The following is a 12,846-nucleotide window of genomic DNA, read 5'->3' as shown; positions in this document are numbered from 1 at the left end:
GCGCGATCCTCCGGGGACGAACCGGTACCCGGGGGCACACGTACCCGGGACCTGTGTCCTGTCGCACATTTGTCCGCAGCATTCATATGTTCGGGGGACCGTGTCGTGTTCTCGTTTCCACCGTGTTTCGGTTTTCGGCAGGAGTTGGCGGCGCGTCGGTCGTATGGTTCGCTGGTGAACGATGTGTTCACAGCCATCGAACGCATGAACGGTTGCTTCATACGTTTAACTTCACAGGGGGAGTTCTTTGAAGTCCACAAGACTTGCCGCTGCGGTGATCAGCCTGGTCTCGGCCAGCATGGTCGCCACCGCGTGCACCAGCTCGGATGACGATTCCGGCAGCAGCGGTTCGGGCGCGTCGGCGAACGCGTCGGGTAACAGCAACACCATCACCTACGCCACCGAGCAGGAGTTCTCGGCGTACAACAACGACAACGCCAGTGCGAACGCTGTCGCCAATGCCGTGGTTCTCAACCAGGTGCAGCCGTACTTCTCCTACGTCGACGCCAAGGGCAACCATCAGCGCGACACCGATTACGGCACGTTCGAGAAGATCTCGGACAACCCGTTGAAGGTGAAGTACACCATCAGCGACAAGGCGGTCTGGTCGGACGGCACGCCGATCACCGCCGACGACTGGTACCTCTACTGGCTGTCACACAACGGCAAGTACAGCGAGTTCCAGCCCGCCTCGACCACCGGTATCCAGGACATTCAGGCTCCCACCGAGGACCCGAACTCCAAGACCTTCACCGTCACCTACAACAAGCCGTTCGGTGACTGGGACGTCGCACTGGGTACACAGTCGTCGCCGCTGATGCCGGCGCATGTGGTCGAGAAGGCCACCGGGACCAACATCGCGCAGGCCGTGAAGAGCGACGACAAGGCTGCCATCGCCAAGATCGCCGACTTCTGGAACAACAAGTGGACGGGCTTCTCCCCCGGCCAGCTGCCTGCCGCCGACATCATCCCGTCGGCCGGACCGTACAAGATCGGCACCTGGCAGGCCGGCCAGTCGATCACCCTGGTCCCCAACGACAAGTGGTGGGGTGCCAAGCCGAAGAACGGCGGCATCACCATCAAGTTCATCCCGCAGGATCAGCAGGTCCAGGCACTGCAGAACGGTGACGCCGATGTCATCGAGCCGCAGCCGAACGTCGACCTGATCTCCTCGCTCGACAAGCTCGGCGACGCCGCCAAGCGCAACACCGGCTCGGGTTTCTCCTACGACCACCTCGACTTCAACTTCAAGTCGAAGTTCTCCAACCCGCTGCTGCGTGACGCGATCGCCAAGTGCCTCCCGCGCCAGGACATCGTCGACAAGCTGATCAAGCCGGTCAACCCCGACGCCAGCCTGATGCAGACCCGCCTGGTCTACCCGTTCCAGGACAACTACAAGGAGATCGCCGACGCCTCGGGCGGCAGCGCCTTCGACAAGGTCGACATCGCCGGCGCCAAGGCCGACATCGCCAAGTCGGGTGTCACCGACCTCACGGTCAACGCCATCTACCTGGGCAACCCGAACCCGCGTCGCGCACAGACCGAGCAGCTCATCGCCGACTCGTGCAACCAGGCCGGATTCAAGTTCAACGTGCGTGCGCTGACCCCCAAGGAGTGGGGCGACGTCACCACCTCGGGTGCCTACGACATGGCGCAGTTTGCCTGGAGCGGCAGCGGCACCGTCTCGGAGAACCAGCCGCTGTTCGCCACCGGTAGCGACCAGAACTACGGCAAGTACTCCAACCCGCAGGTCGACAGCCTCCTCACCGAGCTGGTGCAGACCACCGACAAGAGCAAGCAGACCGACCTGATCAAGCAGATCGAGACCATCCTGTGGAAGGACATGGTCACCATCCCGCTGTTCGCGTGGCCGCTGCTCAACGCGTACTCACCGAAGGTGTCCGGCGTGGTGCTCAACACCACCCAGACCATGGCCACCTACAACGCGTCGGACTGGGTCAAGACGTCCTGATCGTCACGGACATCTAGTCTCCGACTGATACGACCGGCCAACGGCGTCGGCGGCGAGGGACCACGCTGGTCTCCCGCCCCGGCGCCGGGTCGTGTCCGGTGCGGCCCGTCAACGCCGCCGGGCCGCACCATCCCTTCCCTCTCCCACGGCCACCGCCGCAGATACCGCAAAGAATTCATATGTCCGTCGAAACCCACGACACCAGCGCCGACACCACGCCGTCACCACGGCCACGGCGATTCGATATGAGAAGAGCGCTGCACAATCCGGCGCTGTTCTTCGTGATCCGCCGACTGATCACCAGCTTCTTCGTCCTGCTGGGCGCGACCTTCCTCATGTACATGCTCGTGGTGTGGTCGGGCGACCCGCGGCAGAACTTCGAGTCGTATCCAGCCAACATCCGCGAGGGCAAGATCCGCGCGGTCACCGAGGCACTGCACCTCGACCAGAACGTGATCGTCCGCTACTTCAACTGGCTGCGCGGCGCGGCCGGGTGCTTCGTCCCCGGCGTCTCCTGCGATCTGGGCAAGTCGATCGACAACACCCCGGTCACCGGCATCCTGGGCAACGCCATCACCACCACGTTGCGGCTGGTCCTGCTCGCGCTGGCGCTCGCGGTGATCCTGGGTGTGGTCGTGGGTATCCTCTCCGCGCTGCGCCAGTACTCCGCCTTCGACTACACGATCACCTTCTCCTCCTTCCTGCTGTTCTCGCTGCCGATCTTCTGGGTTGCGGTGCTGCTCAAGGAATTCGGCGCGATCAAGTTCAACAACTGGCTGGAGAACCCGAGCATCCCGATCTGGGTGTCGGTGATACTCGGCCTCATCATCGGTCTGCTGCTCGCCGCGGTGATCGGCGGCACGAGCCGACGGCGATGGCTCGTCGTGGGCGTGACGTTGGTGGTGATCATCGCGATCACCCAGTACCTCTCGGCCGTCTCGTGGTTCGCCCGCCCGGCACTGGGGCCGGGATTGATCCTGGTGTTCTCACTACTGGTCGCACTGGCCTCGACAGCGCTGGTGTCGGGGTTGAAGGCGCGGCCGGTGCTGTCGTCGACGATCATCACCGCACTGGTCGGCGTGATCTGCGGTGTGGCACTGCAGCCGGTGCTCAAGAACCCGGCCGTCGGCTTCCTGGTGATCCTGGGCATCATCGCGATCGTGGTGTCGGGGGCGATCGGATGGTTCGTCGGCGGCGCCGAATACCGCAGCCAGGCCGTGCGCGCGTCGATCTTCACCGGAATCGGTACCGGGCTGTTCATCCTGCTGGACAAGGTGCTGGTCAACTTCCACCGGTTCTCCGAGAAGAAGTACGGTCGCCCGATCCCCACCGTGGGCGATTCGACGCCGAACTTCCACGGCAACATCTGGCAGCACTTCCTCGACGTGAGCACGTCACTGCTGCTGCCGACCATCGCCTTGATCCTCATCAGCTTCGCCAGCTACACGCGCTACACCCGCGCGTCGATGCTCGAGGTGATGAACCAGGACTACATCCGCACCGCACGCGCCAAGGGCCTCACCGAGCGCACGGTCGTCATGCGCCACGCCTTCCGCAACGCGCTCATCCCGCTGACCACCGTCGTGGCCTACGACTTCGCCGCGGTCATCGGCGGTGCCGTCATCACCGAGAACGTGTTCGGCTGGAAAGGCATGGGCACGTTGTTCATTCAGGGGCTCAACGCGGTGAACCCGAACGTCGTGATGGCGTTCTTCCTCGTCACCGGCACGGCGGCGGTGTTGTTCAACCTCGTCGCCGATCTGCTCTACACCGCTCTCGATCCCAGGATTCGTCTCCAATGACCCAGCAACTCACCACGCAGAACGTCCCGAGCCCGGAGACCTCCGGAGTCGGTCCCGAACCCGACGTGCTGACCACCAAGGCGCAATCGCAGGGTCGGCTCGTGTTCAACCGCTTCATCCGCCACCGCGGCGCGATGATCGGCCTGGCCATCTTGATCCTGGCGATCATCCTGGTCTACAGCTCGATCGGCTTCGCCGGCCTGCCGGGCTGGTGGAAGTGGGACTACAAGGACACCGCACCGATCCTCAACGGCGGCCATCCCACCTGGAAGTTCCCCTTCAGCCTCGGTGAGCACCCGTTCGGGCAGAACTCCATCGGCGTGGACTACTTCGCGCTGACGATGCGCGGCGCGCAGCAGTCGATCGTGGTGGCCTTCATCGCCGGTGTCGTGTCGACCGTGGTCGGCACCGTGATCGGCGCCGTCGCAGGCTATTTCCGCGGCTGGACCGAGGCAGTGCTCATGCGCCTGACCGACGTCGTCATCACCATCCCGGTGATCGCGATCGCCGCCACCCTGGGCGCCAAGTGGGGCAAATCCGGTGTGGTGGTGATCGGTCTGGTCATCGGACTGGTCGGCTGGACGTCGCTGGCCCGCGTGGTCCGCGGCGAATTCCTGTTGCTGCGTGAGCGTGAATTCGTCGACGCCGCCCGCGTGGGCGGTGCATCCTCGGCGCGAATCATCTTCCGCCACATCATGCCCAACACGGTCGGTGTGATCGTGGTGTCGGCGACGCTGACCACCGCGACCGCGATCCTGCTGGAGACCTCGCTGAGTTACCTCGGCGTCGGTGTGCGCAGCCCCGACACCTCGCTGGGTCTGCTGATCACCGAGAACCAGGCGGCGTTCTCCACCCGCCCCTGGCTGTTCTGGTGGCCCGGCCTGTTCATCATCATCATCGCCCTGACGGTGAACTTCATCGGCGACGGACTGCGCGACGCCTACGATCCGCGCCAGCGCGTGATCCCGAAGGTCAAGTGGTACAAGCGGATTCTCGGTCGCTCCGCCGAGGAACGCCCCGAGTCCGACATTCCGGAGAAGCCCACGGGTGTGCCCGACTCGACGAGTACACCGACCGGCGGCGCCGGCGGTGACGAGGGTCCGGGCGACGGCCCGGCTACACCAGAACAGACACCACGGTCATGACGATGCCGACGACCACGACGCCGATCGAGGCGAGGTTGAGGTGTGTGCGCACCGGCTCGCCCGATCGATCGTCGAGTGCGCCGGAGGTGCGCGCGGATTCCCAGCGCGTACGGATCGCGGTGGCGGCGTCACCGGAGTCGGTGCCCGACAGGTCACTGGGCGAGATGGTGCCGTCGGGTCGGATCGCCGAGCGCGGCACCGATGTCCGGTCGGTCCGACGCTGCTTGTCGTCGCGTCCGGTCATCGCCCCGCGGCCCGAGGGCGAGGTCGCCGACCAGGCCACCACAGTGCCGTCGTCGGTGGCCAGCGTCAGCGCCCACTTGGTGGCAACGTCACGCAGCGCCGACAACGGCACCTCGTATGTACGCAGCGGATTGACCACGCGCACCCACGAATCGCTCACCTCCACATGGGGATTGGCGAGCAGCAGCCATGCGAGCGCGGCGAGCAGGATCATCGGCCCGAGTACCGTGACACCGACGCCCGCGTCGACGACGAAGGCGTACACCACCGCCACTGCGGCGATGACGAACATCACCGCGGCCATGATCACCGGCCCCTTGGGCCGGATGGTCACCACCTCACCGCGGGTCTCGGGTCCGGTGGCGTCGCTCATCTCACTCACCCGGCCATGCTCACCCTCGGGCATCGCGCATGCAAGCACCGGGCCTGCCGACGCGAGTCACCGCACGGCGAGGCCGGCTCCTCGATTCACCGCACCTCGATTCACAGAGGATCAGTAGAACCATGATCGATCTCAAGACACTTCTGCGCGGGGCTCCCGCCTCCGACGACATCACCATCGAACACGAGAAGTTCGACGGGCCGACACTGGCCGTGTCCGACCTGAAGGTCGACTTCTGGACCGGTAAAGAGTGGTTCGGCGCGGTGCGCGGCATCGACTTCACCCTCGGCAAGGGTGAGGTGCTCGCGATCGTCGGCGAATCCGGCTCGGGCAAGTCGACCGCGGCGATGGCGATGCTCGGTCTGCTGCCGCAGAACGCCCGGGTGACCGGGTCGATCGCGCTGCGCGGCAACGAACTGGTCGGCGCGAAACCCTCGGTGGTGCGCGGTGTGCGCGGCAACGACGTGGCGATGATCTTCCAGGAGCCGATGACGGCGCTGAACCCGGTGTACACCATCGGTTTCCAGATCTCCGAGGTGATCCGCAGCCACCGCAACGTCACTCCGAAGGCTGCGCTGGCACGGGCGATCGAGCTGCTGACGATGGTGGAGATCCCCGACCCCCAGACGCGCGTGGACTCCTATCCTCACCAGCTCTCCGGTGGTCAGCGTCAGCGCGCGATGATCGCCATGGCGCTGGCCAACGAGCCCGGCCTGCTGATCGCCGACGAACCGACCACCGCCCTCGACGTGACCGTGCAGGCCGAGATCCTCGAGCTGATGCGCGATCTGCGCGACCGCATCGACGCCGGAATCCTGCTCATCACCCACGACATGGGTGTGGTCGCCGACATCGCCGACCGCGTGATGGTGATGAAGGACGGCCAGGTGGTGGAATCGGGCCCTGCCACACAGGTGTTCGCCTCACCGCGCGATCCCTACACCGTGAAGCTGCTCGACTCGGTGCCTCACCTCGGCGAGCACCTCGAGACGTTCGCCGACGAGAACCCCGAGCAGGTGGCCCCCGAGGACCGCGGCACCGTCGATGCCGACACCGCGACGTCCCGGTCGGGTGAGTCGGGCAAGAGCGACACCCGGGTCCTCGAGATGCGCGACACCATCATCGAATATCCCGGCCGCGGAAGCAGTTCGGGCTTCCGCGCGGTCGACGGGGTGTCGCTGCACATCAACGCCTCCGAGGTGCTCGGACTCGTCGGCGAATCCGGGTCGGGTAAGTCGACCATCGGTCGTGCGGTCGTCGGGCTGCTCCCGCCGGTCGGCGGCGAGATGGAGGTGGTCGGCGAGAGCATGATCAAACCCGACAACGCCCGGTTGCGCAGGATCCGTGACGATGTGGCCATCGTGTTCCAGGATCCGGGTTCCTCGCTCAACCCTCGGTTCCCGATCGGAGAGTCGATCGGCGAGCCGCTGCGCCTCAAGCGCAAGATGCGCGGCGACGCGCTGAACAAGCGCGTCGAAGAACTACTCGAGGCCGTGAGCCTGTCGACCTCGATGCGCAACCGCTACCCGCATGAGCTCTCCGGCGGTCAGCGCCAGCGTGTCGGTATCGCCCGCGCACTGGCGCTCGAGCCCAAGCTGCTGGTCGCCGACGAGCCGACCAGTGCCCTCGACGTGTCGGTGCAGGCGACCGTGCTGGAACTGTTCGCCTCATTGCAGCGCGAATACGGCTTCGCCTGCCTGTTCATCAGCCACGATCTGGCCGTGGTCGAACAGGTCTCCGACCGCATCGCGGTGATGCACCACGGCAAGCTCGTCGAGGTGGGCACCACCGATCAGGTGCTCAACCACCCGCAGGACGACTACACCAAGCGACTGCTCGCCGCGGTCCCCGTCCCCGACCCGACAGCCCAGCGCTCCAAGCGCGAGGAGAGGCTCGCCGCCGGGGCGTGAGTTGGGTGTGGCGGGTTTACGATGCCCGGCCGCCCGGGAACTGGTTGCGTTTGTGAGTCGGGGTCCGTGAACTGGTTGCGTTTGTGACCCGAGATCCGTGAACTGGTCGCGTTTGTGTCCGCGCAGCCAGTTCTGCTAAACGCACCCATTGCACTGGTCGCGTCTGCACGAACTGGTCGCGTTTGAGACCCGAGATCCATGAACTGGTTGCGTTTGTGTCCGCGCAGCCAGTTCTGCTCAACGCACCCATTGCACTGGTCGCGCCTGCACGAACTGGTCGCGCTTGTGCCGTCTCGCCAAACCCGCAGCGAAACGTGACTCACCCCTGCAACGCACTACCAACGTGACTACCCTCACAATGGACGTCTCAGACGAATGTTCCTCCACGGAAGGCATTGCAGATCGTGTCCACAACAGAGTCCTCCTCCCCCGCCGACGCACCCGAGGACGGCAGCGTCCAAGCGGTCTACCCGCCATCACCGGAATTCGTGGCGCAAGCGAATGCGGGCCCGGAGCTCTACGAGCACGCCGATGCCGACCGTCTGAAGTTCTGGGCCACCCAGGCGCGCCGTCTCGATTGGGACACCGACTTCGATCAGGTACTCGACTGGCCGGATGCGCCCTTCGCGAAATGGTTCGTCGGTGGAAAGCTCAACGTCGCCGCCAACTGCGTCGACCGCCACGTCGCCGCCGGCAAGGGTGATCGCGTCGCGATCCACTGGGTCGGTGAGCCCGGCGACTCCCGTGACATCACCTACTCCCAGCTTCTCGACGAGGTCAGCCGCGCCGCCAACTACTTCACCTCGATCGGCCTGGAGGCCGGCGACCGCGTAGCCATCTACATGCCGATGGTTCCCGAGGCGATCGTGACGATGCTTTCCTGTGCCCGCCTCGGTCTGACCCACTCGGTGGTGTTCGCCGGCTTCTCTGCGACCGCACTGCGCTCACGCGTCGATGACGCACAGGCCAAACTCGTGGTGACCACCGACGGGCAGTTTCGCCGGGAAAAGCCCGCGCCACTCAAAGCCGCCGTCGACGAGGCCCTCGGAACCGGCGACGACGCAGCCGAATCGGTTGAGCACGTACTGGTGGTCCGCCGCACCAACCACGACCCCGACATGAACTGGGTCGAGGGTCGCGATGTGTGGTGGGACGACACGGTGGCCGAGTCGTCGCCGAAGCACGAGTACGAGGCATTCGATTCCGAACATCCGCTCTTCCTGCTCTACACCTCGGGCACCACAGGCAAGCCCAAGGGCATCGTCCACACTTCAGGCGGCTATCTCACCCAGACCAGTTACACCTTCCACTATGTGTTCGATCACAAGGAAGGGCGCGACGTGTTCTGGTGTGGCGCTGATATCGGCTGGGTCACCGGACACAGCTACCTTGTTTACGGGCCACTATCGAACGGCGCCACCGAGATCATCTACGAGGGCACGCCGAACTCGCCGAATGAGCACCGTCATTTCGAGGTCATCGAAAAGTACGGCGTCACAACGTATTACATTGCCCCCACGCTGATCCGTACGTTCATGAAGTGGGGTCGGACGATCCCGGATTCCCACGACCTGAGCTCGTTGCGCCTCCTGGGTTCGGTGGGCGAACCGATCAATCCCGAAGCGTGGCGCTGGTACCGAGATGTGATCGGGCACAATCGTTGCCCCATCGTCGACACCTGGTGGCAGACCGAGACCGGCTCGGCGATGATCTCGCCGCTCCCGGGTGTCACCGCGACCAAACCCGGCTCCGCCATGGCGCCGCTGCCCGGGATCAGCGCGAACATCGTCGATGACGACGGCAACAAGGTGGCCCCCGGCGAACAGGGTTATCTGGTCCTCGACCAGCCGTGGCCGTCGATGTTGCGCGGCATCTGGGGTGACGACGAGCGCTTCAAGGACACCTACTGGTCGCGCTTCGCCGAGCAGGGGTGGTACTTCGCCGGCGACGGCGCACGCTACGACGAGGACGGCGCTCTCTGGGTGCTCGGCCGTATCGACGACGTCATGAATGTCTCGGGCCACCGCATCTCCACCGCTGAGGTGGAATCGGCACTGGTCGGACATCATGCAGTGGCCGAGGCCGCGGTGATCGGGGCAACCGACGCAACCACCGGCCAAGGAATCGTGGCCTTTGTGATCCTGCGCGAGGGAATCGACACCGATCACGAGACACTGATTTCTGAGATGAAAAGTCATGTATCGGTGGATATTTCGCCGATCGCCAAGCCTCGTGAGATCAACATCGTGCCGGAGCTGCCCAAGACCCGCTCGGGCAAGATCATGCGCCGGCTGCTGCGCGACGTCGCCGAGGGCAACGAACTCGGTGACACCTCGACGCTGGTCGACCCGACGGTGTTCGAGGCCATCCGCTCACAGCGGAGCTGACCCCACAGGTCCTCGTCTGAAGCTCGCCCCCGCGACGCCCAGTGTCGCGGGGGTGAGCTTTGTGAAGAACAGGAGCGCGCGCGGCTCACACGAGTGCACCGAGCTGACGGCGTTCTGGTCGGGGATCGNGCACAAACGCAACCAGTTCACGAGGCCCCGCACCCGCACGCGCACAAACGCGACCAGTTCTCGTGAACGCAACCTTTGCACTGGGTGCGTACGTCAGAACTGGATGCGTACGCACAAACGCAACCAGTTCACGAGGCCCCGCACCCGCACGCGCACAAACGCAACCAGTTCACGAGGCCGACCCGACTGCACAGACCCGACTGCACACACCCCACCGACCGCCCATTCCAACACTCGGCAACCACCGCGGGTAGACTTTTACGAGATACATACGCGAACGAGGGTGTGCCGGGAAGTCTGGTCGGCGGAAATGAGCCCACGTCTATGTTCAGCACGATTCTGTGAGCCGGGGCACAACCGGATCCGCATTCACTCGCTACCTGCGCACCGAGACGACCGGTGGCGTGGTGCTGGTTGCCGCGACGGCGATCGCCCTACTGTGGGCCAACTCGCCGTGGAGTGCGAGTTTCACGACGCTGCGCGATGCCCACATCGGACCCGACATCTTCGGACTGAACATGTCGGTCGCCCACTGGACCGCCGATGGCCTGCTCGCGGTCTTCTTCTTCGTCGCGGGGCTGGAACTCAAACGTGAGCTGGTGATCGGCGACCTCTCGTCACGAGAACGCGCGATCTTGCCGGTGCTCGCGGCATTCGGTGGCGTGATCACGCCGGCAGTGATCTGTCTGGCGGTCTCGTGGGGCAGCCCCGGATTCGAGCGCGCGTGGGCACTTCCGGTGGCCACCGACATCGCCTTCGCACTCGGCATCCTGTCGCTGGCGGGGTCGCGCGTCCCGGTGTCGGCGAGGGTGTTCCTGCTCGCTCTGGCCGTGGTCGACGACCTCATCGCGATCGTCATCATCGCCGTGGTGTTCAGCGAGGGCCTCAACTGGCCCGCGCTGGGTGTCGCGGTCCTCTGCTGCGCCGTCTACGCCTACGCCCAGCACCGCCGGATCACCGCGTGGTGGTTCTACGTCCCGCTGGCCGTCGTCACCTGGGTGGCGGTGTTCAACTCGGGTATCCACGCGACGATCGCCGGCGTGGCATTGGCGCTGCTCACCCGAGTCCGCGCCGACCCAGGCGAGCGTGACGCGCCGGCGGTACGGCTGGCATCCCGACTCCAACCCGTGTCGTCACTCATCTGCGTCCCGTTGTTCGCGGTCTTCGCCGCCGGGGTCTCGCTCGACGCTCATTCCCTGACGGCGGCATTCACCGAACGCATCGCACTGGGCGCCTTCCTTGGTCTGGTGATCGGCAAGCCGCTGGGCATCGTCATCGCGACGGTCGCCGCGGTGCGGCTGGGCATCGCTCGGGCGCCGTCGGGGATGCAGAAACAGGATCTGTTCGCGGTGTCCCTGCTCGGTGGCATCGGATTCACCGTGAGCCTGCTCATCGCCGACCTCGCACTCGACGACGCCGGCACCGAGATCGCCACGGCGGCGGTGCTCATGGCGTCGGTGTTGATGTCACTGCTGGGTGCCGCCGCGTTGATCCGGCGTGGTCGTGTCCTCGACCGGATGGCCGCCGACTCCGACGTCGGCGCGCCCGACCTCGCCTCGACCCACGAGGGGCCCGACGAGACGTCGAAGGCGTATGCCGACATCGCTGTCCGGTCGCAGGATGACGAAGGCGATGATGCCGATCAGCAGCGCCCAGAAGGCCGACCCGATACCGAGTAGCGACACCCCCGACGCGGCGATCACGAAGGTGATCCCCGCGGCGGTGCGGGTGTGCGGATCGGCGAAAGCCCCCGAGATCGCACCTGCGAACGCGCCCAGCAGAGCGACACCGGCGACGGCCTCGAGCACCCCCTCCCCGGCCGCGAGCACGAGCGCCGACAGGGCGGCCGAGAGCGGGGCGATCACCAGGTAGCTCACCCCGGCGCTGACCGCGGCGATCCAGCGGCGAGAACGATCAGGTCCCGCGTCGGGTCCGGCGGCCAGCGCCGCGCTGATCGCGGCGAGGTTGATCGCATGACCGCCGGCGACGGCACCGAGCACGGTGCCCAACCCGGTGACCAGCATCGACGGGCGCCACGGCACCTCGTAGTCGAAGGTCTTCATCACCGCGACGCCCGGGATGTTCTGCGCGGCCATGGTGACCACGTACAACGGGATCGCGATACCGACCAGCGCCTGCCACCCCCAGCTCGGGGCGACGAATTCCAGTCGCGGGATCAACTCACTCGCCGACAGGTGCACGTCGCCGGTCGACGCAGTGATCGCGATGACGATCATCGCGGCGAGAAAGGCGCCCGGCACCGCCCACCGCGGAGCGGCCTTCACCAACACCAACCAGGTGAGCAGCACCGGCGCGACCGCGGCCGGATGATGTGCCAGCGAAGTGGCCGGTGCGATGCACAGCGGCAGCAACACCCCGGCGAGCATCGCCTGGGCGACCGGCACCGGGATGCGACCGATCAACGACGACAGTCCCGACCACAGGCCGGTGACCACGAACAACACCCCGGTGATGAGGAATGCGCCGACCGCCGCGGGCCAGCCGCCGGCGACCGCACCCGTCGCGGCCAGCAGTGCCGCACCGGGTGTCGACCAGGCCGAGGTGATCGGGATGCGGAAGCGGTAGGACAGCACGATCGAGGCGAGTGCCATACAGACTGTGACCGCGAGCAGACCCGACGCGGCCTGTACCGGGGATGCGCCCACCCCGCGTAGACCGGCGAGGACCACCGCGAACGAACTCGTGTAGCCCACGAGCGCACAGATGATCCCCGCGACGATCGGGATCGCGACCGACACCGCCGGGCGCGAGTCGCCGCGTCCGGTCACCCGATTGTCCGCTGCCGACATGTCCTCACCTCGTCTCGCTCGATCAGAGATCTCGTCTCCTACGATCAGAAGCGTTCCGCAAACAGA

7 protein-coding genes and 1 pseudogene are annotated in these 12,846 nt (G+C 65.7%); 6 read left to right on the top strand and 2 right to left on the bottom strand.

Features of this window, described 5'->3' with window-relative positions; translation table 11 throughout:
* Window positions 1–247: 247 nt before the first annotated feature.
* From IEW22_RS12270 to IEW22_RS12260, 3 genes are all read left to right on the top strand, one after another.
* Window positions 248–1,972 (top strand): ABC transporter family substrate-binding protein, encoded by a 1,725-nt coding sequence (locus tag IEW22_RS12270; RefSeq protein ID WP_188586896.1) that lies wholly within the window; start codon window positions 248–250, stop codon window positions 1,970–1,972.
* A 179-nt stretch (window positions 1,973–2,151) separates the two neighbouring features.
* Entirely contained in the window at window positions 2,152–3,774 is a 1,623-nt protein-coding gene (locus IEW22_RS12265; protein ID WP_229742567.1) for an ABC transporter permease, read from the top strand.
* A complete protein-coding gene (locus IEW22_RS12260) occupies window positions 3,771–4,919 on the top strand; it encodes an ABC transporter permease (protein ID WP_188586895.1) in 1,149 nt (382 codons plus the stop codon). Before IEW22_RS12265 ends, IEW22_RS12260 begins: the two co-directional genes overlap by 4 nt.
* On the opposite strand, the gene IEW22_RS12255 is transcribed toward IEW22_RS12260, so the two are convergent.
* A complete protein-coding gene (locus tag IEW22_RS12255; RefSeq protein ID WP_188586894.1) occupies window positions 4,891–5,544 on the bottom strand; it encodes a PH domain-containing protein in 654 nt (217 codons plus the stop codon). The genes IEW22_RS12260 and IEW22_RS12255 overlap by 29 nt on opposite strands.
* 122 nt (window positions 5,545–5,666) lie before the next feature.
* On the opposite strand from IEW22_RS12255, the gene IEW22_RS12250 reads away from it, so the two are divergent.
* From IEW22_RS12250 to nhaA, 3 genes and pseudogenes are all read left to right on the top strand, one after another.
* Window positions 5,667–7,454, top strand: coding sequence for an ABC transporter ATP-binding protein (locus IEW22_RS12250; protein ID WP_188586893.1), 1,788 nt, complete (start codon window positions 5,667–5,669; stop codon window positions 7,452–7,454).
* Window positions 7,455–7,858: 404 nt separating this feature from the next.
* Window positions 7,859–9,841, top strand: a complete 1,983-nt coding sequence (gene acs / locus IEW22_RS12245; protein ID WP_188586892.1) for an acetate--CoA ligase — start codon at window positions 7,859–7,861, stop codon at window positions 9,839–9,841.
* Between the two features lie 470 nt (window positions 9,842–10,311).
* A pseudogene (gene nhaA, locus IEW22_RS20120) lies at window positions 10,312–11,508 on the top strand (Na+/H+ antiporter NhaA); the annotation flags it as partial.
* Here the strand turns inward: nhaA and IEW22_RS12240 are convergent.
* Window positions 11,437–12,780 carry a benzoate/H(+) symporter BenE family transporter gene (locus IEW22_RS12240; protein ID WP_188586891.1) on the bottom strand — a complete coding sequence of 448 codons (1,344 nt, stop codon included), beginning with the start codon at window positions 12,778–12,780 and terminating at the stop codon, window positions 11,437–11,439. The pseudogene nhaA and the gene IEW22_RS12240 sit on opposite strands and share 72 nt — an antisense overlap.
* Window positions 12,781–12,846: the final 66 nt, after the last annotated feature.

It is taken from the genome of Gordonia jinhuaensis (assembly GCF_014639795.1).
Classification (GTDB): domain Bacteria; phylum Actinomycetota; class Actinomycetes; order Mycobacteriales; family Mycobacteriaceae; genus Gordonia_B; species Gordonia_B jinhuaensis.
The sequence above is the reverse complement of the archived record's forward strand: the minus strand, read 5'-3'. Positions and strand labels throughout refer to the sequence as shown.